The organism is Ruegeria sp. BB6, assembly GCF_056539385.1.
On the sequence record NZ_JBQFUW010000007.1, the window covers coordinates 121,073 to 147,830 of the forward strand.

General features: G+C 55.7%; 28 protein-coding genes. 10 read left to right on the forward strand and 18 right to left on the reverse strand.

The window, feature by feature from the left end:
• Positions 1–275 precede the first annotated feature (275 nt).
• From ACR0B7_RS16205 to ACR0B7_RS16215, 3 genes are all read left to right on the forward strand, one after another.
• Positions 276–863: a chromate resistance protein ChrB domain-containing protein gene (locus ACR0B7_RS16205; protein ID WP_480681995.1), complete on the forward strand. Its 588-nt coding sequence runs from the start codon at positions 276–278 to the stop codon at positions 861–863.
• Positions 860–2,116, forward strand: coding sequence for a chromate efflux transporter (chrA, locus tag ACR0B7_RS16210; RefSeq protein ID WP_170485481.1), 1,257 nt, complete (start codon positions 860–862; stop codon positions 2,114–2,116). The genes ACR0B7_RS16205 and chrA overlap by 4 nt, the downstream gene beginning before the upstream one ends.
• Before the next feature lie 76 nt (positions 2,117–2,192).
• Positions 2,193–2,651, forward strand: coding sequence for a ClpXP protease specificity-enhancing factor SspB (locus ACR0B7_RS16215; protein ID WP_170388462.1), 459 nt, complete (start codon positions 2,193–2,195; stop codon positions 2,649–2,651).
• An 11-nt stretch (positions 2,652–2,662) separates the two neighbouring features.
• On the opposite strand, the gene ACR0B7_RS16220 is transcribed toward ACR0B7_RS16215, so the two are convergent.
• Positions 2,663–3,178, reverse strand: coding sequence for a hypothetical protein (locus ACR0B7_RS16220; protein WP_480682036.1), 516 nt, complete (start codon positions 3,176–3,178; stop codon positions 2,663–2,665).
• A gap of 255 nt (positions 3,179–3,433) precedes the next feature.
• Here ACR0B7_RS16220 and fumC point away from each other — a divergent pair, with 255 nt between their 5' ends.
• From fumC to ACR0B7_RS16240, 4 genes are all read left to right on the forward strand, one after another.
• Complete coding sequence (gene fumC, locus ACR0B7_RS16225) at positions 3,434–4,828, forward strand: class II fumarate hydratase (RefSeq protein WP_170485482.1); 1,395 nt, start codon at positions 3,434–3,436, stop codon at positions 4,826–4,828.
• Complete coding sequence (locus tag ACR0B7_RS16230; protein WP_170485483.1) at positions 4,828–5,004, forward strand: DUF4169 family protein; 177 nt, start codon at positions 4,828–4,830, stop codon at positions 5,002–5,004. The genes fumC and ACR0B7_RS16230 overlap by 1 nt, the downstream gene beginning before the upstream one ends.
• A complete protein-coding gene (locus ACR0B7_RS16235) occupies positions 5,001–5,216 on the forward strand; it encodes a ribbon-helix-helix domain-containing protein (RefSeq protein ID WP_170388470.1) in 216 nt (71 codons plus the stop codon). Before ACR0B7_RS16230 ends, ACR0B7_RS16235 begins: the two co-directional genes overlap by 4 nt.
• A gap of 66 nt (positions 5,217–5,282) precedes the next feature.
• Positions 5,283–5,888 carry a DNA-3-methyladenine glycosylase I gene (locus tag ACR0B7_RS16240; protein WP_170485484.1) on the forward strand — a complete coding sequence of 202 codons (606 nt, stop codon included), beginning with the start codon at positions 5,283–5,285 and terminating at the stop codon, positions 5,886–5,888.
• Positions 5,889–5,894: 6 nt separating this feature from the next.
• Here ACR0B7_RS16240 and ACR0B7_RS16245 read toward each other — a convergent pair whose 3' ends face one another.
• The 4 genes from ACR0B7_RS16245 to ACR0B7_RS16260 form a co-directional block, all read right to left on the reverse strand.
• Positions 5,895–6,776 carry a fructose bisphosphate aldolase gene (locus ACR0B7_RS16245; RefSeq protein ID WP_170485485.1) on the reverse strand — a complete coding sequence of 294 codons (882 nt, stop codon included), beginning with the start codon at positions 6,774–6,776 and terminating at the stop codon, positions 5,895–5,897.
• 72 nt (positions 6,777–6,848) lie between these two features.
• Entirely contained in the window at positions 6,849–8,198 is a 1,350-nt protein-coding gene (locus tag ACR0B7_RS16250) for a cytochrome P450 (RefSeq protein WP_170576884.1), read from the reverse strand.
• A complete protein-coding gene (locus tag ACR0B7_RS16255; RefSeq protein ID WP_170576885.1) occupies positions 8,195–9,409 on the reverse strand; it encodes a hypothetical protein in 1,215 nt (404 codons plus the stop codon). Before ACR0B7_RS16255 ends, ACR0B7_RS16250 begins: the two co-directional genes overlap by 4 nt.
• A gap of 63 nt (positions 9,410–9,472) precedes the next feature.
• The gene (locus ACR0B7_RS16260) at positions 9,473–10,225 is read right to left on the reverse strand and encodes a cytochrome c biogenesis protein CcdA (protein WP_170485488.1); all 753 of its coding nucleotides are present in this window, start codon (positions 10,223–10,225) and stop codon (positions 9,473–9,475) included.
• Positions 10,226–10,330: 105 nt separating this feature from the next.
• On the opposite strand from ACR0B7_RS16260, the gene ACR0B7_RS16265 reads away from it, so the two are divergent.
• A complete protein-coding gene (locus ACR0B7_RS16265) occupies positions 10,331–10,564 on the forward strand; it encodes a sulfurtransferase TusA family protein (protein WP_170388481.1) in 234 nt (77 codons plus the stop codon).
• Between the two features lie 55 nt (positions 10,565–10,619).
• Here the strand turns inward: ACR0B7_RS16265 and ACR0B7_RS16270 are convergent, their stop codons facing one another.
• The 6 genes from ACR0B7_RS16270 to purC all read right to left on the reverse strand — a co-directional run bounded on the left by ACR0B7_RS16270 (position 10,620) and on the right by purC (position 18,901).
• Positions 10,620–13,373 (reverse strand): Rne/Rng family ribonuclease, encoded by a 2,754-nt coding sequence (locus ACR0B7_RS16270; RefSeq protein WP_170571106.1) that lies wholly within the window; start codon positions 13,371–13,373, stop codon positions 10,620–10,622.
• Positions 13,374–13,886: 513 nt separating this feature from the next.
• Positions 13,887–15,221, reverse strand: a complete 1,335-nt coding sequence (locus ACR0B7_RS16275; protein ID WP_170388484.1) for a sigma-54-dependent transcriptional regulator — start codon at positions 15,219–15,221, stop codon at positions 13,887–13,889.
• A 12-nt stretch (positions 15,222–15,233) separates the two neighbouring features.
• Entirely contained in the window at positions 15,234–17,012 is a 1,779-nt protein-coding gene (locus ACR0B7_RS16280) for an ATP-binding protein (protein WP_170485490.1), read from the reverse strand.
• Positions 17,013–17,048: 36 nt separating this feature from the next.
• On the reverse strand, positions 17,049–17,717 hold the full coding sequence (gene purQ / locus ACR0B7_RS16285; RefSeq protein ID WP_170388488.1) for a phosphoribosylformylglycinamidine synthase subunit PurQ: 669 nt from the start codon (positions 17,715–17,717) through the stop codon (positions 17,049–17,051).
• 21 nt (positions 17,718–17,738) lie between these two features.
• Entirely contained in the window at positions 17,739–17,969 is a 231-nt protein-coding gene (gene purS, locus ACR0B7_RS16290; RefSeq protein ID WP_170388490.1) for a phosphoribosylformylglycinamidine synthase subunit PurS, read from the reverse strand.
• Positions 17,970–18,145: 176 nt separating this feature from the next.
• On the reverse strand, positions 18,146–18,901 hold the full coding sequence (gene purC, locus ACR0B7_RS16295; protein WP_170485491.1) for a phosphoribosylaminoimidazolesuccinocarboxamide synthase: 756 nt from the start codon (positions 18,899–18,901) through the stop codon (positions 18,146–18,148).
• Between the two features lie 187 nt (positions 18,902–19,088).
• Here purC and ACR0B7_RS16300 point away from each other — a divergent pair, with 187 nt between their 5' ends.
• On the forward strand, positions 19,089–19,406 hold the full coding sequence (locus ACR0B7_RS16300) for a DUF1476 domain-containing protein (protein ID WP_170388494.1): 318 nt from the start codon (positions 19,089–19,091) through the stop codon (positions 19,404–19,406).
• Between the two features lie 115 nt (positions 19,407–19,521).
• Positions 19,522–20,535: a betaine--homocysteine S-methyltransferase gene (bmt, locus tag ACR0B7_RS16305; protein ID WP_170485492.1), complete on the forward strand. Its 1,014-nt coding sequence runs from the start codon at positions 19,522–19,524 to the stop codon at positions 20,533–20,535.
• Positions 20,536–20,538: 3 nt separating this feature from the next.
• On the opposite strand, the gene ACR0B7_RS16310 is transcribed toward bmt, so the two are convergent.
• From ACR0B7_RS16310 to argC, 7 genes are all read right to left on the reverse strand, one after another.
• The gene (locus ACR0B7_RS16310) at positions 20,539–21,315 is read right to left on the reverse strand and encodes an enoyl-CoA hydratase-related protein (protein WP_170485493.1); all 777 of its coding nucleotides are present in this window, start codon (positions 21,313–21,315) and stop codon (positions 20,539–20,541) included.
• Between the two features lie 76 nt (positions 21,316–21,391).
• The gene (locus tag ACR0B7_RS16315; RefSeq protein WP_170485494.1) at positions 21,392–21,847 is read right to left on the reverse strand and encodes a cytochrome c-type biogenesis protein; all 456 of its coding nucleotides are present in this window, start codon (positions 21,845–21,847) and stop codon (positions 21,392–21,394) included.
• Complete coding sequence (locus ACR0B7_RS16320; RefSeq protein WP_170576886.1) at positions 21,844–23,808, reverse strand: heme lyase CcmF/NrfE family subunit; 1,965 nt, start codon at positions 23,806–23,808, stop codon at positions 21,844–21,846. The genes ACR0B7_RS16315 and ACR0B7_RS16320 overlap by 4 nt, the downstream gene beginning before the upstream one ends.
• Positions 23,809–23,882: 74 nt before the next feature.
• A complete protein-coding gene (locus ACR0B7_RS16325; protein WP_170485496.1) occupies positions 23,883–24,461 on the reverse strand; it encodes a holin family protein in 579 nt (192 codons plus the stop codon).
• Entirely contained in the window at positions 24,452–25,063 is a 612-nt protein-coding gene (locus ACR0B7_RS16330; protein ID WP_170576887.1) for a holin-associated N-acetylmuramidase, read from the reverse strand. The genes ACR0B7_RS16325 and ACR0B7_RS16330 overlap by 10 nt, the downstream gene beginning before the upstream one ends.
• A gap of 123 nt (positions 25,064–25,186) precedes the next feature.
• On the reverse strand, positions 25,187–25,633 hold the full coding sequence (gene ccmE, locus ACR0B7_RS16335) for a cytochrome c maturation protein CcmE (RefSeq protein ID WP_170485498.1): 447 nt from the start codon (positions 25,631–25,633) through the stop codon (positions 25,187–25,189).
• Positions 25,634–25,640: 7 nt separating this feature from the next.
• Complete coding sequence (gene argC, locus ACR0B7_RS16340; protein WP_170485499.1) at positions 25,641–26,669, reverse strand: N-acetyl-gamma-glutamyl-phosphate reductase; 1,029 nt, start codon at positions 26,667–26,669, stop codon at positions 25,641–25,643.
• Positions 26,670–26,758: the final 89 nt, after the last annotated feature.

Consider the following 26,758-nt stretch of genomic DNA (forward strand, 5'->3'; position numbering starts at 1 on the left):
CGCAAGCCCAAGTTTCGCATGTATCCGCTTGAGACAGGAAACATGCTATGCCCGCGCCGAACTCGATAACGCCCAAACAACTTTCACGACTCATCGGAACTCCAACCGCGCCTTTGTTGGTCGATGTGTGTCTAGACGCAGACTTCGACGCGGACCCTTACCTTATTCCGGGTTCGTGCCGACATCCCGCAAATGATCTTGCCGGTCTAAGGAAAATGATCGGAGATCAAGCCGCGGTCATTATTTGCCAAAAAGGAAGGAAACTTAGTCAAGGTGTGGTTTCATGGCTGCGTAGTGACGGTGTGCAGGCCGAATACCTAGAGGGCGGGATGTTCGCGTGGAAGGAAACGCCGGATGCACCCCGCATACCTGCAGCAACCCTTTCCGCGTTGGGGTCGCAAGGATCCCTATGGGTAACACGCCACCGGCCAAAGATAGATCGCATCGCTTGCCCCTGGCTGATACGCCGGTTCGTGGACCCCAAAGCACAATTTCTTTTCGTCGCTCCGGGCGAGGTTGAAAATACAGCCGAAGCCTTCAGCGCGACGCCCTTTGACGTAGAAAACGTGTTCTGGAGCCATCGCGGGGATCGCTGTACTTTTGACACGATGCTGGATGAGTTCGCCCTGCACTCTCCTCCTCTTGATCGGTTGGCGACTGTTATTCGCGCTGCGGATACCAATCGTCACGACTTGTCGCCCGAGGCAGCGGGGCTTTTGGCGGTGTCCGTCGGCCTATCGCGGCAATACCGAGACGACCATGAAAACCTGGAGGCAGGGTTGCACCTTTACGACGCTCTTTATCGATGGGCGCGTGATGGGTTCGAGGAACAGCACGATTGGCCTACAGGTCGCAAATCATGATCCCAACATTTGCAGAGTTGTTCCGCGTTTTCGGGCGCATCGGATTGCTGTCTTTTGGCGGTCCTGCGGCTCAAATCTCGCTCATGCACCAGGAGTTGGTCGAAAAACGTTCCTGGCTGGACGAACAGACATACCTCAGAGCCTTGTCCCTGTGCATGATGCTTCCTGGACCAGAGGCGATGCAGTTGGCGACCTTTGCGGGCTGGCGGATTCGCGGGGTGCCCGGCGGCCTCATCGCTGGTGGACTGTTTGTCCTGCCGGGCGCAATCGTGATTTCGGTTCTGGTCGGACTTTACGCGGCCTACGGCGACTTGCCTCTTGTTCAGGCGGGGTTTCTGGGGGTCAAGGCAACGGTGATTGTCATCGTGTTACAGGCGCTATTCAGGTTGTCGCACAAGGCGCTCACGGATATTGAGCACCGCATCGTCGCGGGATTGGGGTTCCTGTCGATATTCGCACTGAACCTGCCCTTTCCCCTTATTATTCTGGCAGCAGCGGCCTGGGGTTTCGCTCGGTTCAATCAGGTGGGCGTGCCCCCTCTGCCATCCCCGCCTCCGCCGGCCATTAAACCAGTCAGAACCTGCGCGCTTTGGCTGATCCTTTGGCTAGGGCCATTGTTCATCTTAGGGGCTGCAGGACAAAAAAAACTGCTGAGTGATCTGGGCTGGTTTTTTGCGCGACTTGCGGTCGTCACTTTTGGCGGTGCCTACGCTGTGCTGGCCTATATGACGCAGACCGTTGTTGAAAAGTACCACTGGATCACTACGGATCAGATGATCGACGCGCTTGGGTTGGCGGAAACGACACCGGGGCCGCTTATTCTGGTTACACAGTTTGTTGCCATGCTGACAGGTCAATCAGAGGGAGGAGCTGGCCTGGCAATCGCGGCCGGAGCGGTCGCTCTTTGGGCGACGTTCGTACCGTGCTTTTTGTGGATTTTCCTTGCCGCACCGTATTTAGAGCATTTGGCGGCGCGCCCAAGGCTTTCGGCAGCACTGCAAGGCATAACCGCAGCAGTCGTCGGTGTGATTCTCAACCTGTCAGTCTGGTTTGGTCTTAACGTTCTTTTCACCAACATCCCTGACAAACACTGGTGGATCATTTCCGTGCCGTGGCCTAACTTTTCTTCGCTGAATCTGGCGGCGGCAATGCTGACTTTGCTGGCTGGGGTGTTGATATTTAAGTTGAAATTTGGCATGGGGCTGACGCTGGCTGTTATGGCCGTCGCCGGTATCGGGCTTCAATATCTTTGAACAATCATGGTGCGCCCGGCCTTTCGTTTCCGAGGGAATCCCTTATGCTTGGGGCAACCACTTTTGAGGATGACAAATGTCGCAGGACATCGACTATGGGAACTTGATGCACACAGCCATGCGTGGCCTAATCAAGACCGTTTTGACAAATGTTTCCGAAAATGGCCTGCCTGGGGCGCATCATTTTTTCATCACCTTTGACATCGGCCATGACGGAGTCGAAATCGCCGATTGGCTGCGCGAGCGGTACCCGGATGAAATGACAATCGTCATGCAGCATTGGTTTGAAAACCTTGAAGTGGGCGACAACGGCTTTGCCATCACGCTCAATTTCGGAGATGCGCCAGAACCGCTCTATATCCCTTACGGTTCGATTAAGACTTTCGTGGACCCTTCGGTCGAATTTGGCCTTCGATTTGAAAGCCCAGATGACGACGAAGAACCCGCCCAGATCGTCGAAGAAACGATCGAGGTGGACGAGCAAGAAGACCAGCATGATGCTGATGTCGTCTCGTTGGATAGTTTCAGAAAATAGCCCTTACGGGATCACTGTTTTTCCAGGAAAGTTTCCACGGAACGGGATTTTATTCCGTTTCGGAATCTTGAGAAAGACAGGTTCAATCCGCCCTCGGCAAGTGTGCGATCGAACTGCTGCAATTCATAGCCCCCGTCCTCGTCTATGAACAACGAGAAAACAGTCAGCGTGTCGCCGACAATTCTACCCCAGACAAAAGGCTCACCCCGCATGGGATCCAAAGGAACTTCGTGACCGAAGACATTCCGCTTCATTGCAGCGGAATACACGTCTGACCGCTCAGATTCCTTAAAATCTATCGAGAATGACTGCTCTTTCACCCGACCATCCAGTTTGTAGGTCGTGGTTTTCCAACTGACATTGAAACCGTCTTTGGTCTCTTGGATCGAGACGCTCATGTCCCGAGGGGTTTCAGTTCCATCCTGATCTATAACTTTGGCCGAGCCTACGTAGTCGCCGACAAAAGAGCCAATATCTGCGGCGTGGGCCGAAACGTTTGAAAGAGCCACACAAAAGAGTACACCCATTGATAAGGCGAACAGTTTTAGTGGGTTAATCCTTGCAGATTGGGGCACGTTAGCCTCCAAATTGATGACCCTCGCAGTTTAGCCAAGCCGTCGTCACTGACAATGGTGCGAATTGTCATTCGATCAAGAAAAATGACGCAGCTACTTATCTATACCTTTCCAGTCGGTGAGTTTAAGGTGCGCGAAACTGGCCGATTGCACGGCAGCAATGCTGCAGGTAAACGGCAAACGACTGCTTATACGACGGAGTGACCGATGTCTCAGACCCGCACCGAATCCGACAGCTTTGGCCCGCTGGAGGTTCCTTCCGACAAATATTGGGGCGCGCAAACTCAGCGTTCGATTATGAACTTTCCGATTGGGTGGGAAAAGCAACCTGTCGCCATCGTTCGTGCGCTTGGTGTGATCAAAAAAGCCTGTGCGATGGAAAACAAGGCGATCGGCAAGCTGGACGCCAAGATCGCCGACGCAGTTATTCAGGCCGCTGGCGAAGTTATCGAGGGCAAGTTTGACGACAACTTCCCGCTGGTCGTCTGGCAAACCGGATCGGGCACACAGTCCAACATGAACTCGAACGAGGTGATCGCGAACCGCGCGATTGAGATTCTGGGCGGTGTGATCGGATCAAAAGACCCGGTTCACCCCAACGATCATTGCAATATGGGTCAATCGTCCAACGACACCTTCCCGACCGCGATGCACATTGCCACCGCCATGAGCGTCCGCGATGTTCTGCTGCCCGGGCTGGAAAAACTGGCGTCGGGGCTCGAAAAGAAATCCGAAGAATTTGGCGACATCATCAAGATCGGGCGCACGCATACACAAGATGCCACGCCTCTGACACTGGGTCAGGAATTCAGTGGGTATGCGCATCAGATCCGTCAGGGCATTGAACGGGTCAAGGCGGCGATGCCCGGAATTTACGAGCTGGCCCAAGGCGGTACGGCCGTTGGAACCGGCCTGAACACGCATGACGGCTGGAGCGAGGCCGTCGCCGCAAACATGGCGGAAATTACCGGCCTGCCCTTCGTCACCGCCCCCAACAAGTTCGAGGCTTTGGCGTCGCATGATGCGATGGTTTTCCTGTCCGGCGCTTTGGCGACCATTGCGGGAAGCTGCTATAAAATCGCGAATGACATCCGCCTGCTGGGGTCCGGTCCCCGCTCGGGTCTTGGGGAACTGATCCTGCCGGAAAATGAGCCGGGATCTTCGATCATGCCGGGCAAGGTAAACCCGACCCAAGCCGAAGCGATTACCCAAGTTGCCGCCCATGTGATGGGCAACGACGCCGCGATCAAATTCGCGGGCAGCCAGGGCCATTTTGAGCTGAACGTTTATAACCCGATGATGTCCTATAATCTGCTGCAGTCCATTCAGTTGTTGGGCGACGCCGCCGACAGCTTTACCGAGCGCATGTTGATGGGCATTCAGGCCAACGAGCCGCGGATCGAAAAGCTGATGAAAGAATCTCTGATGCTGGTGACCGCTCTGGCCCCCACGATCGGGTATGACAACGCGACGACCGTCGCGAAAACGGCCCACAAGAATGGGACGACCCTCAAAGAAGAAGCGATCGCTCTTGGGTTTGTCGATGAAGAAACCTTTGACGCCGTGGTTCGTCCTGAACACATGATCGGACCCAAAAGCTGATGGGCAAACCGGTTAACCTCAACCGGTATCGAAAAGAAAAAGCGCGGGCTGAGAAAAAAGCCCGCGCGGATCAGAACTCTGTCGCTTTCGGGCGCAGCAAGGCTGAGAAAGAAGTCCTGCAAAAACAACAGGACAAGCAACGCTCTGACCTCGACAATCACGAGTTGGACAAATGAGCGGCCGCCCTGTCAAACGGTCACTGACACTCAAAGGGCATCGAACCTCCGTTTCGTTGGAGGATGAGTTTTGGCAGGCATTTAGGGATATTGCCAAGTCAAAGAATACTCCGATCAACGCGTTAGCAGCAGAAATTGATGTGGCGCGTGATCCAGATGTGGGGCTTGCTTCGGCCATCCGCGTTTTCATTCTGAATTGGTATCGGTCCTAACGGAAAACAGTTGTGTTTTTCGTGCAAACTTTACTAAAGTTTATGAGAACAAATGGGGTACAAGTGATGAGCAAAACCGTAGTTGGACCAGACGGAAAACCACGCTGCGCATGGTGCAGTTCTGCTCCAGAGTTTTTTGATTACCATGATCAGGAATGGGGTTACCCGGTGGCGGATGACCAGCGGTTGTTTGAAAAACTGTGTCTTGAGAGTTTTCAGTCCGGCCTAAGCTGGCGCACGATCTTGTCCAAACGCGAGAACTTTCGGAAAGCGTTTAAGCACTTTGATTTCAATCAGGTGGCCGAGTTTGATGAGGCTGACGTCGAACGCTTGCTTAAGGACGAAGGGATCGTTCGCCATCGCGGAAAAATCGAGGCGGTCATCAACAATGCCCGGCGTGTTCAAGAGTTGGTTGCCGCCGAAGGGTCCCTTGCTGCTTACGTCTGGGGGTTTGAGGCTGAAATGCCTGAAAATCCGCAGACGGCTTCAACTTCCCCGGAATCCATTGCGATGTCCAAAGACCTCAAGAAACGCGGATGGAAATTCGTAGGGCCAACAACGGTATTTGCCTTCATGCAGGCGATGGGTCTGGTAAACGACCACGCTGTTGATTGCGTCATGCGCGAAAAAGCGGCGCAACTGCGCCGCGATTTCACGAAGCCAGTAAGTTAGCGAACCTTAGACGGACGCCTTGAAAATCTTGTCGATGTTCCCACCCAAAGCGGTGTTGAACTCTGCGTCAGACTGTTGTTTTGACAGACCTTCGGTCAACGCGCGTGAGAAAGACGCGATCATCTTGTCGTTCTGATCCAGCAGGTCGCAGGCTTGTTCGGTCGAGTATCCGCCCGACAAGGCCACAACACGGACCACCCGCGGATGATCGGCCACTTCGTCATACAGGTTAGCCTGGCTGGGAATGGTCAGCTTCAGCATCACATCCTGCCCGTCCTGCAGTTGATCCAGGTTCTTCAGGATTTCAGCTTTCAGAATGTCTTCGGCTTCGGCTTTGGTTGCAGAGTTAATGTTCACCTCAGGTTCAACAATCGGAACCATCCCGGCGGCGACAACCTCGCGGGCGACGTCGAACTGTTGGGCGACGACTGCCGCGATGCCTTCGGCGTTTGCTTCGTGAATGACCGAGCGTTCTTTGGTGCCAAAAACACCCTCAGCCTTGGCCAACGTATCAGCAAGGCCCGGGATCGGCTTCATCATCTGAACGCCGTTCGCTTCGTCTTCCAAGCCTTTGTCAATCTTGAGGAAAGGAACGATGCCTTTGACTGACCAAAGGTAGTCGGCCACGGTTCGACCGTCGATTTGTTCGGAAAGTGTACGTTCAAACAGGATTGCGCCTATCACCTTGTCCTTGGTGAAGTCAGCGCCCAAAATGATCCGCGCGCGCATCTTCTGAATCTCACCGAACATTTCTTCATCCGAGGAATAGTCCGATGCCTCTACCCCATAAAGCGCCAGTGCCTTGGGGGTTGAACCGCCACTTTGATCCAGCGCAGCAATGAAGCCCGCACCGTTAGACATTTGTTCGCGCTGTTCAGATTTGGACATAAGGTTTTCCCGTTTGAAATGATTCCGCTGTTTTGAACCGCATACATCATGGCGCAAGGCGATGGTAGTTGTTTAGCGCTCACCCACGCGCAACCAAATGCCATCTTTCGACCGGACGGTAAGATGTGCAACTGGAACAGGCACTCGGTCCTTCACCAACTCAAAGCGAAATGACCGCAGCAACACGGACAGCAACAACGGACCTTCTGCCATCGCGAATCCAGCCCCGGTGCAAACACGTGGCCCAGTGGAGAATGGAATAAACGCATTGCGTTGGCACGACTTGCCGTTCTCGGTCTCCCACCGAGATGGGTCGAATGCGTCGGGCTGATCCCAAAGGCGCTCGTGCCGGTGCAAATGCCAAGGGCTGATCACGATCTGCGAACCCCTATCGATTTTTCGATCTCGAAACGTTTCTGGGCAGGTGTTTTCGCGGACCATCATTGGCACTGGTGGGTAAAGCCTCAGCGCTTCTCGATACACATCCCGGCTTATCTTTAATCGGGACAATGACGAGAAACTCCGCTCATCAAACGTTTGCGCCTCAGCCGCCACTTTGTCTTGCCATTCCGGATACAGCGCCATCAAATAAAGCGTCCACGCCAAAGCGGAAGCACTGGTTTCGTGACCTGCCAAAAAGAAAATAGCGACCTGATCGACCATCTCGCTGGTATCAAAACACTTTCCGGTCTCTGGATCAGGCGTCGTCATGATCTTGGTGGCAAGGTCATCCGGCGCTTTGTTCTGGGCTAGCTGTGATGCGCGATCCGCGGTTAAGCGTTCAATTAAAGATCGAATTTCTCTGGCATTTCTTCGAGTCTCGGCCGAATGAAAACGCGGGAACCATCTTGGCAATGGTACGAACGCAGCGATGTTCAGCAATGGCTGAGCGCGCTGATAACTTTTAAATTTTTCAAATACTTGCGCGGCGATCCTGTGTTCTATTGGAACGGAAAACAGGGTTCTGAAAATCACATCCGCCGCGGCGTGGCTGGTGAATTCCTCAATTTCAACGCAGGTGCCCGAAAGTGGCCGCATGCGTTCGACTGCAGCGTTAGAAGCATCCAACATTGCGGGATACGTGTCCTTCAGGCGACCGCCTTCAAATGCAGGGTCAATGATACGGCGTTGCCGTTTCCAGGTTTCTCCGTTCGTCAGGAACACTGACTCGCCCAATAAGGGGCGCAACCCTTCGCTGATCCGGTTTGATTTTGGGAAGTCGCTGGCCTTGTTTTTCAGCACCTTCTCAATGAGATCGGGCTGATTGATCAAGTATGACCTGAAGTAAAACGTTCTGAATTCGGCCATCCAAGCCCGGTAGAGGCGTTGTGGCTGCGCTGACAGGATGTCCTTGCGGAATAGCTTGAGATACTGCCACAGCGATACTTTGTCCGGTCGCGCAGCGGGCTTTGGTGGCGTCATGCCTGCACCGAACGAAACTTGGATACGGGTTCGGCAATCCGAGACTTGGAGGGCGCGCGTCCCTCGAACCTATCGCCCAAGGTCAGCGGCCCCGCCGTGATGCGGAAATAGTCATACGTTCCTACTTGATCAAAAGCACACAAGTATTGGAAATGTAGTCGAAAAAAGCGCCACCTCAGCTCTTTCCAGCGATTGGCTGAAAGGGTCCGGGTGAAAGCTGCCGATAGAACAAGGGGCCATTTTGACCCCTCGGAACTGACCCCGGAAACCGCCACTGGATCGCACAAAGCGAATGAGCATCCGTCTCCTGGGGCGGAAACGTCAACCCACGTCAATTCGTTCTGCTGGGATAGATAACGTAAATCCGCGCGTAGGTCATGCGCGTTGGGTAGGAACGATACCATGGGAATGACCTGGCCCAGCGTCAGAAAAGACAGCACGGGTCGGTTTGCGGTGCCAGGGCCGGACCGAAGAACCTCGGCCAAGACACTCACCCCAAGATGCGCGCCAGAACTGTGGCCAACGATCAGGACTTCGTCTGTATCGCTCTTAAGCGCGTCGAGAACTTGTTTAGTGAAATCTGAAAGGCGATGCCCTAGTGGTTCAGGAATTTTCCCCTTATTTTCAGCAGAATACGCATAATCATGCATCAGGTAATACGCAAAAAACCTGCTATCAGCCCGTCGAAACCAGCGCAGGGTAAAATACGCGACAATCGCCGCAGGCAGGATGGAAGACCAGCCAACAACCGCATACAGCAAAGCAGCCACACTCCAGCCCAGAAACATGGCAATCAACAGTTGAGCAAGCAACATCGCAACAGGATAAAGCGCTGCAATAACGGGCCCTTTTCGCAGTTTCATCAACCTCCAAAGAGTGCCGGTCGAAATGTATATCCAAGCGGTTTGGATCAGTTGCCGATACGTAGCGATGATAGAGTTGGACATACTGTCGCGAACAATATCCGACCAGTGAAGAACCTCTATGTCGCTAGTAACCTCGGTTCCGTCCTGAATCGAGCGCACGTGCCATCCATACGGACCGTCACCTGATTTGGCCGAGACCGAAATTTCATATCCCGAGATCTCGGCCTGTGCGCGACTTTCCTTGCGGTACAGCTCGCGATACCTGCGGGGATGGATCGGATCGTAGCCGGGAATGTAAAACACCCGGCGGCGTCGCACCTTGGACTGACTTGTGTGACTGCTCATAACCCCACCTTTTACCACGCAAGTTAACGCAGCATTTCCGACAAGGTAAGCCAGTTCTGGAGGCTATCCAAAATTCGCCAGCATGGGAAAGGTTTCCAGTAACCACCAGCTAAACTCTGTAAACAGGCCAGTAATCAGCATTATGCCGACGAACAAAAGCAGGCCGCCCATCACTTTCTCGATTGCGCCCATATGGGGCTTGATCCGGTTCATCAAAGTCATTGAGCGATTCAGGAACATCGCAGCCAGTAGAAACGGAATACCCAGACCTGCGGCGTAAACACCCAGCAGCAATGTTCCTCGTGCCACTGATGCCTCAGACGCTGCGAGAGACAGGATTGCGCCCAGCTGTGGGCCGATACATGGCGTCCACCCAAAGGCAAAGGCCAGCCCCAGAATGTAAGCGCCGAAAACCGAGCCTCCGGTTTCACCAGTGTCGATACGAGCTTCGCGATCAAGGAACGGAATTCGGAAAACGTTCAGAAAATGCAGCCCAAAAACAATTACAACCGCGCCCGACAGTTTCGCAAACAGCACCTGGTTTTTCAGCACAAATGCGCCAAAGGCCGAGGCTGTAAATCCCAACAACAGGAAAACGGTCGACAAACCCAGTACAAAGAATAGCGCCGTCAGAGTCGCCTTGCGCCGCGCCTGCGCCTGATCCTGCATGTCGTTGATCGAAACGCCGCTCATATAAGCCAGATATGGCGGCACGATTGGTAGGACGCAGGGCGAAAGAAAACTGATCAATCCACCAAGCAGAGCGATGAACATGGCAGGCAAAAGGCCCGCGTCTATGATGTCAATTCCGAACATGACTCAGCACATATGATATGACTCTGTCCGCGTCACGGGGCCATTCGGTCACATCCTCGTGGTTGCAAGCTGGACACTTCTCCAAACTGGAAATATTTGGTCCTTATGTCAGATTCATCCGAAACCCTTGATGCGCTGGGGCTTCTGTGCCCCCTGCCCGTTTTGAAGGCGCGCAAACGCCTAAAGTCTATGCCCGCAGGCGCGTTGCTGCGCGTTTTGGCGGATGATCCCGCTGCAATCATAGATGTACCGCATTTTTGTGCCGAGAGTGGCCATTTGCTGATTTCCCAAGAGGATGCCGACGGGCACCAAGTCTACGTTATTCAAAAAACGGGGTGAAACCGGACGCCGTTGAACAACAAAAAAAGGCGGGCTGAGTTGACCGCCTTTACTTTTATTGTCCCAACGACCACCAGCCGCGTCTTTTTGGTTTGGCCGGTTCGCTTGGCTTCTCGGGTTCTTCAGCCACCGCTTCCAGAACAGGTTCCGGGACAGATTGTTCCGCTTCCACTTCTGGCGCAGGTTCTGGCTCTGCAACTGGTTCGTCCACTTGTTCAGTTTCTTCAGGCGAAATTGCTTCTGAAACTTCCTCGGCAACAGGTTCCGCTTCAGGTTCGACTTCGACAACAGGTTCGGCTTCCTCGGCGGCCACGGTTTCGCTGGCCTCAGATACCGTTGCTTCGGGTTCCGCAGCCTCTTGTGTGGTTTCCGTCTCTACCGCGTCGCTGGTCGCTTCGACCACTTCGGCATCTTTTTTCTTGCGGCGCGGAGACCGGCGGCGTTTTGGCTTGACCGGCTTTTCTTCTTCGGTCGTGTCATTGCCTTCGGTTTCTACAATCGGCTCGTCTGCTGTCTCAACAGCGGTAGCTTCGCTTTCCTCGGTGCTAACTTCGGTCGCCTCACCCGAACCATTGTTCTTCTTGCGGCGACGACGGCGACGCTTGCGTTTGGGTTTATCTTCTTCCTCGGACTGAGGGGCGTCTTCCTCAACCTGCACGTCTTCATCAGCATCCACCAAATCCATCAGCGAAGCATCTACCGACACGACCGGGGCGCTGGCTTCGGGAACGATCCGACTTGCTGTCTTGAACTTCTCCAACGAGAAGTCCGGGCTGACCAAGTGCACGTCACCTTCGATCCGCACGGACAAACCATACCGAGCTTCAATCTGCGCGATATGCTCACGCTTTTGGTTCATCAGGAAGTTGGCAATGCTTACAGGGCACCGCACAAGAACTTCGCGCGACCGGCGGCGCGTGCCTTCTTCCTCGATCTGGCGCAGGATTGTAAGCGCCATGTTGTCGTCAGACCGGATCAGACCAGTTCCGTGGCAGGACGGACACGGCTGCGTCGTCGCCTCAAGCATGCCTGGGCGCAGGCGCTGGCGGCTCATTTCAAGCAGTCCAAAGCCCGAAATACGACCCACCTGGATACGTGCGCGGTCCGTTTTCAGCTTATCCTTCAGACGCTTTTCTACGGCGGAATTGTTCTTCCGCTCATCCATGTCGATAAAGTCGATAACAATCAAACCCGCAAGATCCCTCAGACGAAGCTGACGCGCAACTTCCTCGGCGGCCTCAAGGTTGGTCTTGAGCGCGGTTTCCTCGATCGAGCCTTCCTTGGTCGCTCGGCCCGAGTTCACATCGATCGCAACCAACGCCTCGGTCACGCCAATCACGATATAACCGCCGGACTTGAGCTGCACGGTCGGGTTGAACATCCCGGCCAGGTAGCTTTCGACTTGATAGCGCGCGAACAGAGGCAACGCGTCCTCATACCGTTTCACGTTCTTGGCGTGCGACGGCATGATCATCTTCATGAAGTCCTTGGCGATGCGATAGCCCGCCTCGCCTTCAACCAGAACCTCATCAATATCACGGTTATAAAGATCGCGGATCGACCGTTTGATCAGGTCGCCTTCTTCGTAAATCTTGGCGGGCGCAATGGACTTGAGCGTCAACTCGCGAATCTGCTCCCACATGCGCTGTAGATATTCATAGTCGCGCTTGATTTCGGACTTGGTGCGCTTGGCTCCGGCCGTCCGAATAATCAGACCAGCGCCGGTCGGCACGTCTATGTCGGCTGCAATTTCCTTCAGCTTCTTTCGGTCCGGCGCATTGGTAATCTTGCGGCTGATCCCGCCACCGCGCGCCGTGTTTGGCATCAGAACGCAATAACGACCAGCCAAAGACAGGTATGTCGTCAAAGCAGCGCCCTTGTTCCCGCGTTCCTCTTTTACGACTTGAACCAGCAGAACTTGGCGAACCTTGATGACTTCTTGAATCTTGTACCGACGCGGGCGCGGCTTACGCGGAGGACGGATATCTTCGCTGTCATCCTCATCTGCGACAGATTCGATCGAGTCGTCTTTGGCCGCCGCATCTGCGCGGGCTTCCGCCTCGTCCGTATCTTCCTTGGCCTCACCTTCAGCCGACGCGTCCTCGGATTCTGCGGCTGCAGCCTCAGCGACGTCACCGTCAGAGCTTTCTTCGACGGCACTTACTTCGTCCGGCGTTTCGATGGTCGCATCTGTTTCCTCGGCCTCCGAAGTCTCATCAGATTTGGTTTCAACGCCTTCGTCCACAGTGTCTTCGGATGCTTCAGGCGCGTCGTCAATGGGTTCCTCGACAGGCGTCTCGGCTACGCGATCCGCAGGAGATGTCCCTTCCGGTACTTCAAGATCGGGATTTTCGTCACTGTCGTCCAGATCAATTGTTTCCATGCCGGTGGGTTCCGACGACACTTCGACCGACTCGACTGCATCATCAGATTTTACATCCGCAGCCTTGGTGCGCGAGCGTGAGCGACGCTTCTTGGGCTTGGTTTCCTCGGCCTCGTCTCGCGCTTTCATCGCCTCGGCGTAAGCGCGCTCCTCCTCCATCAGCGCCTCACGGTCAGCTACCGGAATCTGGTAGTAGTCCGGATGGATTTCCGAAAACGCAAGAAACCCGTGACGGTTGCCACCGTAGTCTACGAAAGCAGCCTGAAGGGACGGTTCGACCCGCGTTACTTTTGCCAGGTAGATGTTGCCAGCAAGCTGGCGTTTGTTTTCGGATTCAAAATCGAACTCCTCGACCTTGTTTCCGTCGACCACCACAACGCGGGTTTCCTCCGCGTGGGTGGCATCGATAAGCATTTTCTTAGCCATGTGTCCTTGGTGCACCGCGCCAAACGCGTTTTCCTTACCCGTCCGGGGGGACAGGCGCTTTTGGGGTGGTGTCTTGTCAGGGCGATTTCGGACGGCGCGCGGCAGGGTTTGGCGCTTTGGCCCCCTGCCCGTAAAGTCAATCGTTGCGCGCGCGTCATCGCGGTTCTTCTCCGACAGGCGCGACCTTGCGCTGCCTGCCCATTTATTCCTTTCGCCCGCAACCACGGGCTCAGGCGTTCAACTGCCCCAAAAAGGGGCACAATCGGTCTGCGCAGCCTGCGTGGGAGTAGGTCACCACCTGCGGCATTGCAGCGAAACTCAAAGATTCGGGTCTTAAAAGCGCAATAACGGCTCGGCCCGCTCGGTTACAATAAAAGCAGTCCTGTGGAAAAGACAATGGGCAAACTGCACGACAGCGCCTCTAGGCACGCATCAACACCTTCTTCTGTTCAAAAATACTTCGGGGGTGAATTGAGCCAAAGGCTCAAGAGGGGGCTGGCCCCCTCCTCGCCCCTACAGGTAATCGGAACGCTGAAGGCCGTACTTGGCCATTTTCTCATTCAGAGTCCGACGTGGCAGACACAATTCATCCATTACCGAAGCGATCGAGCCCTTGTGACGCCGCATGGTGTTGTCGATCAGCATACGCTCGAACGCTTCGACATATTCCTTCAAAGGTTTCCCTTCGGTCGTCATGACTGGCTGCATTTCTTCATGGTCCGACATCAGCAACGACGCGATGGTTCCCGACCCACGACGCGACTGCAGCACCGCGCGCTCAGCAATATTGATCAACTGACGTACATTGCCCGGCCAAGGAGCTTGCAGCAACTGTGCTGCTTCCTGAGCACTGACTTGCGGCGCATCACATCCATATTCTTCGGCAAATTGTTCGCTCAGGCGAGTGAACAGGGTCAGGATATCCTCACCACGCTGCCGCAGCGGAGGCATGGTTATCCGCAACGCCGCCAAACGGTAGAACAAGTCAGGGCGCAGCACGTCCTCGCTCGTTTTACCTGCTTCCTGAAGGTTTGAAATCGCTATGATCCGCGTTTCGGCCGGCGTCCCCTGATCGTTCATCACGCTCAGCAGCCGCGCCTGCAGCGTGTCACTCAGGGCTTCTATATCTTCCAAAACCAAAGTCCCGCCACGCGCTTCTTCGATCGCAGGCAGTTGAGCGTCTTCTGGCATCATCGGCCCGAACAGACGTTTCGACAGCGCCTCCTCCTCCAGCGCTGCGCAAGAGACCAAAACGAACTTCTTTCCTGCCCGGCTGCCAACGGCATGCAGGGCATGGGCCACAAGCGTCTTTCCCGTTCCTGTTTCGCCGTCAATCAGGACGTGACCATCGGCCTGCCCCAGATCCAGAATATCTTCGCGCAGACGGTCCATCACCGGGCTAGCGCCGATCAGCTTGTTCATGATCTGCGTGCCGTCCGACAGTTCCCGTCGCAGGGCACGGTTGTCAAGCGTCAGGCGTCGCGCGTTGCTGGCGCGCTTGGCCAGTTCAGACATCCGATCCGGATTGAACGGCTTCTCAAGGAAATCGAAGGCTCCGACCCGCATGGCCTCGACCGCCATCGGCACATCGCCGTGGCCGGTGATCATGATCACAGGCAGAGTGCTGTCCGCCCCCATCAGTTTTTTGAGCAACTGAATACCATCCATGCCCGGCATCTTGATGTCTGATATGACGATCCCGGGGTATTCAGGCCCAAGAACCTTAAGCGCATCTTCGGCGCTGGAAAAAGTTTCCGTGTCATATCCAGACAATGCCAACCACTGACTGATCGACTGGCGCATGTCCTGTTCGTCGTCCACAATGGCAATTTTCATGGCTTGTGCCATAGTCTTTCCCCGTTATTCCGCGGCCTCAAGGCCGTCGCTTCCTAGTGTCGGCAGCTTCATCTCAAACACGGCACCCCCGTTCGGGCTGTTGCGCGCGGTCAGCCGACCTCCATGGTCGTTTACGATCCCGGACGAGATGGCAAGCCCCAGACCTACACCGTCGCCGGGCTGTTTGGTGGTGTAGAAGGGCTCGAACAGATTTTCGATGTCCTCGATCCCATGACCGTTATCCCTTACAGTCAACACCGCCATGTCGCCCACGGCCAGAATTATTTCGACGTCCGGCTCAGTTACAGATTTGGTGGCATCGAGCGCATTCCGCAAGAGGTTCACCATGACCTGTTCGATCCGCATCCGATCCCCCATCACAAACACGGGTTCTTCCGGCAGAATCTGAGTGATCTTAACATGGCGCTGACGCAATTGCGGCTCCATCATCGACAGGGCCGAGGCCAGCGCTTCGCCAAGGTTTACAGGGGAAAACGCATCCGCGCCCTTGCGCGCGTAGGACTTGAGCTGCCGGGTGATGGCCCCCATCCGCTCAATCAGGCCATCGATGCGGCCAAAGCTGGCCAAAGCCTCCTCGGGGCGGTTTCGACGCAACAGCAGCCGTGCGCCCGCCAGATAGGTTTTCATTGCAGCCAAGGGTTGATTCAGCTCGTGACTAACGGCCGCCGACATTTCACCCAAGGCCGCCAGTTTCGAGCTTTGCGCAAGTGTCTGTTCGGCCACTTCCAGTGTCTTTTCAACCCGCTCGCGTTCAGCAATTTCCCGCTGCAGCCGGGTGTTCAGTGCGCGAAGCTCTGCCGACTCGCGCTGGAACAGGGCCATGCGCAACGTCGCCCGGCGGCTGAGCGCGTAGAATGCAAGCGCCAGAAGAATCGCAAAACCCATAATTTCCAGCGCAATGACGCTGTTCACCTTGTCCCGGATCGACGCGTAGGTCGTGAACGAGGTCATTTGCCAACCCCTAAACGGAATCCGCGTATCCATGCGCATGACACCTTCGCCCTGCAAATAGGCATCCGGCGGCAAGGCCGTCCAATCCGTGGTCGCGCGAATGGCGCGCTCGATTGCGCCTTCCGGCGGTTGGCGAACCAGCGCGGCGCTCTCCTCTAGACCGCGCCATTTTGGTTCCGTTGACAGGATGATCGTGCCCGTGCTGTCCGCCACCATCACAGCATCGGAAATCCCGGCCCAAGCCCGCTCAAATTTATGAAGGTCGACCTCAACGACGATTACCCCGAGAATATCCGAGCCTGCGTCCATGCGTCTGGAGTACACAAAGCTATATCCACCGGATTCGTTCTGGATGACCGTGAAAATCGTAGAGTTCGCGCGAACCGCATCAACGTAATACGCCGAGTTCCGATGCGCTTCGCCCAGGCGGTTCCGGTCGGTGGCGGCAACGGTTCGCCCATCACTGTCCAACAACATCAACGAAGCAGCGCCGATTTCTTCGACAAACGAGATAAGACGCTGCGTGGAAAGTGAAAAATCACTGGATTGCAAGGCCGAGATCAGAGTGGGATCGCGTGCCAAAAGTTGCGGTACAATGGCGTTCCGCCGCAATTCGCTCAGCAAGTTGCCCGAGTATAATGCAAGGCGCAGCTCAGCCCTGTTCCGCGTGGATTCAGTGAAACGATCCGTAAGCAGCCGGTTGGTGACCCAAATCGTTGCCACCGTCGCAATCAGCAGGATCGAGACGGCAACACGCAGGCGCCAACCCAATGGCGCGCCGCGGAATGGTTTTTTCAAAGAAGACCAGCCAGAACGGTTGTCGGAACTCATACCCGGAAACTACGCGGGCTTGGCATCGACCTCAAGTCATGCGGGTGTCAGCACACCTGACAATGCGCGGAACAATGCCGTTCCATCAGTCCCGCCGTGACCTTCATCGGCCGCGCGCTCGGGGTGCGGCATCATTCCAAGTACTCTGCGGTTTTCGGAAAGGATACCAGCTATGTCACCGACCGACCCATTGGGATTCTCGGTATAGGTGAACGCAACGCGGTCTTGGTCTTTCAGCGTCGCAAGAGTGTTTTCATCCGCGAAATAGTTGCCGTCGTGATGGGCTATGGGAATACCGATCACGTCGCCTGCATTGTAGCCTTCGGTAAAGGCGCTATCGCTGGTTTCAACCTTTAGGCCAACGGTGCGGCAGATGTATTTCAGACCGGCATTTCGCAGCAGCGCGCCCGGAAGAATTCCGGTTTCGGTCAGAATCTGGAAACCGTTGCAAATTCCCAAGGCATAGCCGCCGCGCTGCGTGTGATCCACGACTGCCTTGCAGATAGGCGATTGCGCGGCAATTGCACCGCAGCGCAGGTAGTCGCCGTAAGAGAAACCGCCGGGCACACCAACGATGTCCACCCCATCGGGCAGAGCGGCGTCCTTGTGCCAAACCATATCGACCTGAAAACCCGCCTGCTCAAAGGCTACGGCAAGATCCCGGTCGCAGTTTGATCCGGGGAAAACGATGACTGCTGCGCGCATGGCGGGCCTCCGGATAAAGGGTCAGACCAGTTCGATTTCGTAGCGCTCGATGACCGTGTTGGCCAACAGCTTTTCGCACATCTCGGTGATGTCGGCTTCGGTCGCGCCGTCGGCCAGCTCAAGGTCGATCACCTTGCCTTGGCGAACGCCTTCGACCTGATCAAAGCCCAGGGCGCCCAATGCGTGACGTACCGCTTCACCCTGCGGGTCCAGAACCCCGTTCTTGAGCATCACATGCACCCGTGCTTTCATTCCTGCAACTCCAGTTGAGGGCCAGCGCGTGCGGCCCGTTCCGTTGCGCGGGGGGATAACGCGCTCAGAGCCGTTCGACAACCCTTGTCCGCAAGCAGTTTGCCGCAGGATCGTCGATAAACAAAAAACGCCGCAATAAGGTGCGGCGTTTCATGGTCAAGTGCAGAGCTGACAAATCAATTGATGAGCGTCGGTTTGGTCACATTGCTTTTGGGTAGAACCCCAAGGCGTCGGGCAACTTCGGAGTACGCATCTGTCAGATTGCCCAGATCACGACGGAACACGTCTTTGTCCAGCTTCTGACCTGTTTCGATGTCCCAAAGACGGCAACTGTCTGGGCTGATTTCGTCAGCGACGATCAGGCGCTGGTAGTCACCTTCAAACACGCGGCCAATCTCGATTTTGAAGTCGACCAGACGAATGCCAACCGCCAGCATGAGACCGCTCATGAAGTCATTCACACGCAGCGCCAGGCTCAGGATATCGTCCATGTCCTGCTGACTGGCCCATCCGAAGGCAGCGATATGTTCTTCGGTGACCAGCGGGTCGCCCAGAGAATCGTCTTTGTAGCTGTACTCAACGATGGGTCGCGGCAGTTGCGTGCCCTCGTCTATGCCAAGTCGCTTGGACATCGATCCGGCAGCATAGTTCCGCACGATCACTTCCAGCGGCACGATCTCGCAGCTACGCACCAGCTGCTCGCGCATGTTGAGGCGGCGAATGAAATGGGTCGGAACGCCGATCTGGTTGAGGCCGTTCATGAAAAACTCGCTCAGGCGGTTGTTCAGAACACCCTTACCGTCGATGACATCCTTCTTTTCCGCGTTGAAGGCCGTGGCATCATCCTTGAAATACTGCACGATGGTGCCCGGCTCTGGGCCTTCATACAGAATCTTGGCCTTGCCTTCGTAGATTTTCTTGCGACGCGCCATAAGCGACCCTTCCAGACTGTTGAGCCGGGGATTTCCCCTGCTTCTTGGCGCTCTCATAGTCCAAGCCCCCCTTTCCCGCAAGTTCGACGACCCGAGGGGCTTTGACGCAGCGCAAATACCTTGCGTCCGGGCGCGGCTATAGTCATATCATCAATTAAGAAGATGTAATCCAAGGGGTCCCCAACCAATGACCACGTTTGACGAACGCGAAAACGCCTTTGAAGCCAAGTTTGCGCATGATGAAGAAATGCAGTTCAAGGCTCAGGCGCGCTGTAACAAGCTTTTGGGCCTCTGGGCCGCGGAAAAGCTGGGTAAGTCCGGTGCAGAGGCAGACGAATACGCGAAAACCGTAGTCATCGCTGATTTTGAAGAAGCTGGCCACGAAGACGTTGTTCGCAAAGTTTCCGGCGATCTGGGTTCGCTTTCCTCTGATGAGGAAATCCGCGCGAAAATGGCGGAACTTTTGCCCGAAGCCAAAGCACAGGTTCTGAGCGAGACTCAGTAAGGGCAATGCCCTCCTCATGATCTTCATGAGATTTATGGATTTGATTTGATGCCCCGCCCATGAGAGACGGGGCATCTTAGTTTTTCTCGGCCTTGCCGACTTTTGGGAAGCCCCAATGACAAACGCGCTCAACAAACTTCTGGAAACCAAAGACGCGATTCTGGCCGACGGTGCCACGGGAACGAACCTGTTCAACATGGGTTTGCAATCTGGCGACGCGCCCGAGCTGTGGAACGTGGACGCGCCTGAAAAGATCATCGCGCTGTATCAAGGCTCGGTCGATGCAGGCAGTGATCTGTTTCTGACCAACACTTTCGGTGGAACGTCGGCGCGGCTGAAACTGCACGATGCCCAAAACCGTGTGGCCGAACTGAACCGCGCAGGCGCTGAATTGGGTCGCGAGGTCGCGGACAAGGCTGGACGCCCCGTAATCGTTGCCGGTTCGGTCGGTCCGACTGGTGAGATTATGGAACCCGTCGGCAGCCTGTCTCACGCTGGCGCTGTTGAGATGTTCCACGAACAGGCCGAAGCGCTCAAAGAAGGCGGTGCCGATGTTCTGTGGCTCGAGACGATCAGTGCTCCAGAGGAATTCCGGGCCGCAGCCGAAGCCTTTGCAATGGCTGACATGCCTTGGTGTGGCACCATGAGCTTTGATACCGCCGGGCGGACCATGATGGGTGTCACTTCGGCTGATCTGGCTCAATTGGTCGAGACACTGCCGAACCCGCCTGTAGCCTTCGGCGCGAATTGCGGCACCGGTGCATCTGACATTCTACGCACCGTTCTTGGCTTTGTGGCTCAAGGGACCGAGCGTCCGGTAATCTCAAAAGGTAATGCGGGCATCCCGAAATATGTTGATGGCCACATCCACTATGACGGTACGCCCGAATTGATGGGTCACTACGCCGCGATGGCGCGCGACTCGGGTGCGACCATTATCGGCGGCTGCTGTGGGACAATGCCTGCGCACCTACGCAAAATGCGCGAAGCGCTGGACAGTACGCCGCGCGGATCTCGCCCGACATTGGATCAGATCACCGATGCATTGGGCCCGTTCTCCTCAGCCTCGGACGGCACCGGAGAAGACGCCGCGCCCGAACGCAGGACGCGCCGCCGCCGCCGCGCTTGAGATTCAGCGCCCCTCGAATTTCGGGGGGCGTTTTTCCAGAAAGGCCACTACGCCTTCGGCAAAGTCGCGTGAGCGCCCACATTCACCTTGCAGATGTGCCTCAATCTCTAATTGCTGGCTTAGCGACTTGTCGTAGGTTCCTCGGATAGCCTGTTTGATAGCACCGAACCCTGCGGTCGGACCCTTTGCAAGATACATCGCACGCTTGCGCCAATGTGCCTCGAACGCGTCGTCCGGCACTGCCTCCCAGATCAGCCCCCAGTCGTCGGCTTGCCGTGCGCTGATCTTGTCGGCGAAAAGGGCCGCGCCCATAGCCTTTGCAAACCCCATTTGGCGCGGAGTGAACCAGGTTCCTCCGGCATCCGGCAGCAGGCCGATACGCGCAAAAGCCTGAAGGAAATACGCACTTTCGGCTGCAATCACTACGTCGGCGCAAAGGGCAAGGTTTGCTCCGGCACCCGCAGCCGCGCCGTTTACGGCCGCAATGGTCGGGACCGGGCAGTTGTAAATCGTTTCAAGCATCGGCTCGTATTCGTCCCGCAACGTGCGCTCTAGGTCGATTTTGCCAGTGCTCGACGAGTCACCCAGATCCTGACCGGAACAAAATGCACCGCCCGCTCCGGTCAAAACGATTGCTCGAGCGTTGCGCGCCGAATGTTTCATCGCATGGGTGACCTCTGCGCGCATCTGCGCGGTCATTGCGTTCATCTTGTCCGGCCGGTTCAAAATAACCACTGCCAAATCATCGGCGATGTCCAGCAACAGAGTTTCGTAGTCCATATATTCCCCCCAAAAAAGCGCAGTGCTCGTCAGAACCCTGACTCAAATGCGCAACGAGGAAAAGGCCAACGAAAGATCAGTCTTTAAGAATCTGTTTCAACCGCTCTTTTTCAGCGTCGGTCAGGGTATCGCTACCCCCGGCCGGTTGTGCTTGGGACCGTTTTCGCAAAAAACTCCACCCCATACCTGCAGCGATCAGCAACATGACAGGTCCGGCGAGCCACAGCATCAAGTTTGCACCTGATGTTGTCGGCTTTAGCAACACATACTCACCATAACGCTCTACGATAAAATCGATCGCTTCGTCATCGGTATCACCGGCGACAAGCCGCTCTCGTAGCAAGATACGCAAGTCCCGCGCAAGTTCGGCATTGCTTTCATCAATGCTCTCGTTGCGGCAGACAAGGCAGCGTAAACCGGTGCTCAGATCGCGCGCGCGCTGCTCAAGCGCGGGATCATCAAGAACTTCGTCCGGTTGGACCGCCCAAAGCGGAGACGCGCAAACCATGAGGATCAGAAGTAGCCGCTTCATTCTGCTGGCACCCCGCCTGCTGGTGCCTTGCGCGCGCCTGCCGCGACGCGGAACCGCCGGTCTGACAGGCTGAGCAACCCGCCAAGAGCCATGAGAATGCACCCGCCCCAGATCCAGTTGGCCAGCGGTTTGATGTAAGTCCGCATGACCCAGCCGCCATCCTCCTGCCGGTCTCCGATCACGACGTAGACGTCACGCAAAAAGCGATAGTCGATCGCAGCTTCGGTGGTCGGCATTCTGGCCACCGGATAGTCTCGTTTTTCAGGGTTCAGAGTGGCGATTGGTTGTCCGTCCCTTTCCACCAAGACATCCGCCATCGTGGAAAAGTAGTTCGGCCCCTGAACGCGTCGGACGTTCTCCAGTGTGAAGGTAAACTGCCCAACGTCAAAGGGTTCACCGGGTTGGGCGACGCGAATGTCTTCGACCTCCCACGCGGTCAATCCAGCGATTGCAAACATCGTTACGCCAAGCCCTGCGTGAGCCGTCGCCTTACCCCAGTCGGCTCTTGGAAGGCGAACCAGCCGCGCAAAGCTGCGCTTGCGTCCGGTGCGGCTCCACAAATCCATGGCAGCGCCAAAGGTAATCCACGCGCCAAGAAACAGACCAACCGGCCCCAAGGCGCTGCGTCCTGTCTGCATCGCCCAGACCGCCAAGGCCAACGCCACGGCCAGCACAAAGGCATAGCGCAGAGAATACGCCGTTTTTCCCAGTTTCCCGCGTTTCCACGGAAGCATGGACCCAACAGGTAGGGCTATTCCCAAAGCGATCATGAACGGCGTGAAGGCCGCATTGAAGAACGGAGGTCCAACCGAAAGTTTCCGGTCGAATGCCATTTCCGCCACCATTGGCCACATGGTTCCGAAGAAAACAACAAAGCAGCTAACAGCCAGCAAAATGTTGTTTAAGATCAAAACGCTTTCTCGGCTAACCATGCCAAAGACGCCCTTTGCCTCCATCGCTTGGGCACGGGCAGCAAAAAGGGTCAGTGCTCCGCCGATAAAAATCACTAGAATGAACAGGATGAATACCCCGCGTTCCGGGTCGTTCGCGAAAGCGTGGACTGATGTCAGCAGGCCGGACCGAACGATAAATGTACCGATAAGCGAAAACCCAAAAGCGATGATGGCCAGCAGAATGGTCCAGCTCTTGAGGGCTTCTCGTTTTTCGACAACGATGGCTGAATGTAGCAGCGCGGCAGCCAGCAGCCACGGCATGAACGAGGCATTTTCCACCGGGTCCCAGAACCAGAAACCACCCCAGCCCAGCTCATAGTAGGCCCACCACGATCCCAGCGCGATACCAATGGTCAGGAAAATCCACGCTGCCAAAGTCCAAGGTCGGACCCAACGGCCCCAGGCTGCGTCAACCCGCCCCTCAATCAATGCGGCCACGGCAAAACTGAACGCCATGCTCAGGCCCACATAGCCCAGATACAAGAACGGAGGGTGAAACGCGAGGCCCGGATCTTGCAGCAATGGGTTCAGGTCTTGCCCGTCGAAGGGCGCGATTGCCAGCCGGTCGAACGGGTTAGATGTGAACAGGATGAACGCATAAAACGCGACACCAATCGCGGCTTGAACAGCCAAAACGCGCGCCTTCAGCGTCGGCGGCAACCCGGCGCCGAAAAACGCGGCCATTGCTCCGAAAATCGCAACGATGAGAACCCACAGCAGCATCGAACCCTCGTGGTTGCCCCAAGTCCCGCTGATTTTGTAGAGCATCGGCTTCAGAGAATGGCTGTTTTCTACCACGATGCGCAGGGAAAAATCCGATGTTGCAAAGGACCAGACCAGCGCACCAAAAGAAAACACGACCAGCGCAAATTGTGCGACTGCGGCCGTTTCGCCAAACTTCATCCAACCAATCCATCGGTTGGCAGCGCCGATCAGAGGGAAAACCGTCTGAACGATCGCAACGAGAAACGCAAGGATTAGAGCGAAATGGCCGAGTTCTGTAATCATGACGTCGCATATAATCCTGATGCGAGACAATCACCAATCACTTTCATGGCCCAGAGCCGAACATAGTGTCGCGGTCAGCGCATATTCTGGCGTCTCCAATCCTCAAGTGCGCGGTTGGGTTCGGGAACCAGCGAACTTTCAGTTAATGTGGCATCGGTGCCGGGGTCTGCTGCACCAAGCTGCTTGCTACGCAAATCACCAAGAAGCGTCAGGTTGTCGACGACCTTCGGAGCGCGGAGCACCGTGGCCGAAATCTCTCGCTGCAGATCCTGTGATTTGGCCTGATGACGTGCGCCAAAGTAGAAGGACACAATGACCCCTAGCAGCCACCACAACGGTTCGGGGACAAGCGCGATCCCCTGCATTCGCGCTGCGAACCAAAGGGGATCGGCCATCGCAGAAATAAACAGGCCAAGCGTGCCAAACGCCAAAGCCGGCCTTGGCAGGCGATTGAGGCCATCAATAAACTTATCGTATGCGCCCTTCCGAGAAGGGGCGAACTCGGAACCGAATTGAATCATCGCCTGTTTTTGCAGGGTTAAATCCCTTGCTGCACCGTTTTCAGCATTCTCGCGAAACACCTCGGCAGTTTCGCGCACGACATTCCGGCCACTTCCAAACAAGAATGTCAAAATCTCCGAGATCAGCCCCATGACGACACCCTTTCCTGGAATTCCCGTTCACTCAGGTGGTATCTCGGCGAGAGAAATTCCTCGGCCCGACGTATCCACCCGCCTTTTCCTCCCGCTCGGGTCTGCGCGTATTTTCTGGCAGATGGTCGTTGGTCCGCCACACGGAAGTAATAGTTGCGCCGGGCGACGCCATGGGCATCTCTCAGCGCAAGGGGTGACGGGTCCGCTGCCTTGTGGCACGCTTGCGCGGTTTGAGGGCCAATCACGCCGTCAATAGATATGGTGAACCCCATTTCCCTTAGCAAAATCTGTAGAATCTTAACGGCTTGAGAGCCTGCGTTTACGTACATATCGAATACCGACGACTGCAAGTCCGAGGGCAACAAGGCCAGCCTAGGCTGGTCAAAGTAGTGAGCAACGAAGATATCGATGGCCTTGGATTTAGTCAGCATTTTGACATCCATCCGGTTCACCATCCCATCACCGGACACATCCAACCCAAGGCGACGCAGGGTATGTATTGTCACGCCATACTTGGTTGCTCCGCCCGGGTCGTCTGGGTCGTCAACAAATCCACCCTCCCGGGCCACGATTTCTGTTGCAATCTCTCGAACTGTCTGCACTGAACCCTCCGCGTTTGGATGGGGAAACGGTCAGACAAAATCGTTAAAGCAGTAAAACGAGAAAGGACGCTGCCTGCATACTACAGGCAACGCCCCGTGGGAAAATCAGCATTGGATAGGGGTTCACCCCTCGTCGGCGTGTTGGTAAACGCCTTGCTCCTTGAGCGCGTCTACAACCTCTTTCGGCATATATGTTTCGTCATGTTTTGCCAAAATTTCAGTGGCTTCAAAGACACCGTTCACGTAGCTGCCGGTGCCGACCATGCCTTGGTTTTCAGAGAACAGATCAGGCAAAACGCCCGTAAAGGCGACTGGAACGCTTTCACCGCCATCGGTGACGACAAAGCGCACGGTTTCACCCTGTCCCCGCACGATCGAGCCTTCCTCAACCAAACCACCGATCCGAAAAACCTCGGTCGGCTTCGGGGGCTCTGCGATCACTTGGCTGGGAGACCGAAAAAAGTTGATGCCATCCCGCATCGCGTATCCAATCAATACCGTCGACAGAGTCAGAGCAACAACCGTCAGCAGTAAGATTTGAACGCGACGACGTTTCTTGAGCGTTTTCATGTCATCCTCACGGGAACAACGGGGCCATCAACAGGCCAGAGGTTTCGTCTTCACCTAACATCAGGTTGGCGTTCTGCAAGGCTTGGCCGCTGCTACCTTTTGTCAGGTTATCCAAAGCACCAATAACGATTGCGCGACGCTCAATCCGGTCGGCCACTACCCCGATATGGCAATAGTTCGACCCCCGCACGTGATGGGTCGATGGCGTTTCGCCAAAGGGCAGCATCTGGATGAACGGCTCGTCCGCATAAGCCTTGACCAATGCCTCATAGACACTGGCCGGATCGCCCTTGACGTAAGTGGTCGCCAGAATTCCCCGGTTCGCCGGTATCAGGTGAGGCGTGAACTGCACGTGCACAGGACGTCCTGCCAAGGCTGAAAACTCTTGGTCGAATTCGCCCAGATGCCGGTGCGTACCGCCAACAGCGTAGGCGTTGTACCCTTCGCTGAGTTCCGCGTGCAGCAGATTTTCCTTGAGCGACCGCCCTGCCCCCGAAACGGCGCATTTGAGGTCCAGAACGATGTCGTCCAGATCAATCACCCCGGCCGAAATCAGCGGACGCAACACATATTGTCCCGTTGCCGCATTACAGCCGGTGCCTGCCACCAAACGGGCACTGCGAATGTCATCGCGGTAGAACTCGGTCAGACCATAGACCGCTTCGTCTTGCTGTTCCAAAGCCGCATGCGGATTGCCGTACCACTTTTCGTATTCGTCGGGGTCACGCAGACGGAAATCTGCGGACAGATCAATGATCTTCAAATCCTTTGGGAGATCGCGAATGACCTCCTGACTGGTTTTGTGCGGCAGTGCGCAAAAACACAGGTCGATCTGCGAAAAGTCGATTTCCGATATTTTGCACAAATCCGGCAGGTTCATGTGGCGCAGATGAGGAAAGACCTGCGCCATAGACTGCCCAGCCTTTCGCTCGGCTGCGAGTGCCGTGATTTCCATATTCGGATGTTCGGCGATCAACCGAACCAGTTCAGCGCCGGTATATCCCGAAGCGCCCAGAATTGCGATTTTATGGGTCATCTGAGACCTCTTGTTTCTGAATGTCACATATCATGACCGCCGATGCGACGGCCTTTGAACTAAGGCAGTAGCCTGGAACAGTCCTTGAC

What these genes read in the sequence shown, in the direction of transcription:
- chrA (WP_170485481.1), top strand. Translation starts at nt 860, where the DNA reads ATGATCCCAACATTTGCAGAGTTGTTCCGCGTTTTCGGGCGCATCGGA.
- ACR0B7_RS16215 (WP_170388462.1), top strand. Translation starts at nt 2,193, where the DNA reads ATGTCGCAGGACATCGACTATGGGAACTTGATGCACACAGCCATGCGT.
- ACR0B7_RS16220 (WP_480682036.1), bottom strand. Translation starts at nt 3,178, where the DNA reads ATGGGTGTACTCTTTTGTGTGGCTCTTTCAAACGTTTCGGCCCACGCC.
- fumC (WP_170485482.1), top strand. Translation starts at nt 3,434, where the DNA reads ATGTCTCAGACCCGCACCGAATCCGACAGCTTTGGCCCGCTGGAGGTT.
- ACR0B7_RS16230 (WP_170485483.1), top strand. Translation starts at nt 4,828, where the DNA reads ATGGGCAAACCGGTTAACCTCAACCGGTATCGAAAAGAAAAAGCGCGG.
- ACR0B7_RS16235 (WP_170388470.1), top strand. Translation starts at nt 5,001, where the DNA reads ATGAGCGGCCGCCCTGTCAAACGGTCACTGACACTCAAAGGGCATCGA.
- ACR0B7_RS16240 (WP_170485484.1), top strand. Translation starts at nt 5,283, where the DNA reads ATGAGCAAAACCGTAGTTGGACCAGACGGAAAACCACGCTGCGCATGG.
- ACR0B7_RS16245 (WP_170485485.1), bottom strand. Translation starts at nt 6,776, where the DNA reads ATGTCCAAATCTGAACAGCGCGAACAAATGTCTAACGGTGCGGGCTTC.
- ACR0B7_RS16250 (WP_170576884.1), bottom strand. Translation starts at nt 8,198, where the DNA reads ATGACGCCACCAAAGCCCGCTGCGCGACCGGACAAAGTATCGCTGTGG.
- ACR0B7_RS16255 (WP_170576885.1), bottom strand. Translation starts at nt 9,409, where the DNA reads ATGAGCAGTCACACAAGTCAGTCCAAGGTGCGACGCCGCCGGGTGTTT.
- ACR0B7_RS16260 (WP_170485488.1), bottom strand. Translation starts at nt 10,225, where the DNA reads ATGTTCGGAATTGACATCATAGACGCGGGCCTTTTGCCTGCCATGTTC.
- ACR0B7_RS16265 (WP_170388481.1), top strand. Translation starts at nt 10,331, where the DNA reads ATGTCAGATTCATCCGAAACCCTTGATGCGCTGGGGCTTCTGTGCCCC.
- ACR0B7_RS16270 (WP_170571106.1), bottom strand. Translation starts at nt 13,373, where the DNA reads ATGGCTAAGAAAATGCTTATCGATGCCACCCACGCGGAGGAAACCCGC.
- ACR0B7_RS16275 (WP_170388484.1), bottom strand. Translation starts at nt 15,221, where the DNA reads ATGGCACAAGCCATGAAAATTGCCATTGTGGACGACGAACAGGACATG.
- ACR0B7_RS16280 (WP_170485490.1), bottom strand. Translation starts at nt 17,012, where the DNA reads ATGAGTTCCGACAACCGTTCTGGCTGGTCTTCTTTGAAAAAACCATTC.
- purQ (WP_170388488.1), bottom strand. Translation starts at nt 17,717, where the DNA reads ATGCGCGCAGCAGTCATCGTTTTCCCCGGATCAAACTGCGACCGGGAT.
- purS (WP_170388490.1), bottom strand. Translation starts at nt 17,969, where the DNA reads ATGAAAGCACGGGTGCATGTGATGCTCAAGAACGGGGTTCTGGACCCG.
- purC (WP_170485491.1), bottom strand. Translation starts at nt 18,901, where the DNA reads ATGGCGCGTCGCAAGAAAATCTACGAAGGCAAGGCCAAGATTCTGTAT.
- ACR0B7_RS16300 (WP_170388494.1), top strand. Translation starts at nt 19,089, where the DNA reads ATGACCACGTTTGACGAACGCGAAAACGCCTTTGAAGCCAAGTTTGCG.
- bmt (WP_170485492.1), top strand. Translation starts at nt 19,522, where the DNA reads ATGACAAACGCGCTCAACAAACTTCTGGAAACCAAAGACGCGATTCTG.
- ACR0B7_RS16310 (WP_170485493.1), bottom strand. Translation starts at nt 21,315, where the DNA reads ATGGACTACGAAACTCTGTTGCTGGACATCGCCGATGATTTGGCAGTG.
- ACR0B7_RS16315 (WP_170485494.1), bottom strand. Translation starts at nt 21,847, where the DNA reads ATGAAGCGGCTACTTCTGATCCTCATGGTTTGCGCGTCTCCGCTTTGG.
- ACR0B7_RS16320 (WP_170576886.1), bottom strand. Translation starts at nt 23,808, where the DNA reads ATGATTACAGAACTCGGCCATTTCGCTCTAATCCTTGCGTTTCTCGTT.
- ACR0B7_RS16325 (WP_170485496.1), bottom strand. Translation starts at nt 24,461, where the DNA reads ATGGGGCTGATCTCGGAGATTTTGACATTCTTGTTTGGAAGTGGCCGG.
- ccmE (WP_170485498.1), bottom strand. Translation starts at nt 25,633, where the DNA reads ATGAAAACGCTCAAGAAACGTCGTCGCGTTCAAATCTTACTGCTGACG.
- argC (WP_170485499.1), bottom strand. Translation starts at nt 26,669, where the DNA reads ATGACCCATAAAATCGCAATTCTGGGCGCTTCGGGATATACCGGCGCT.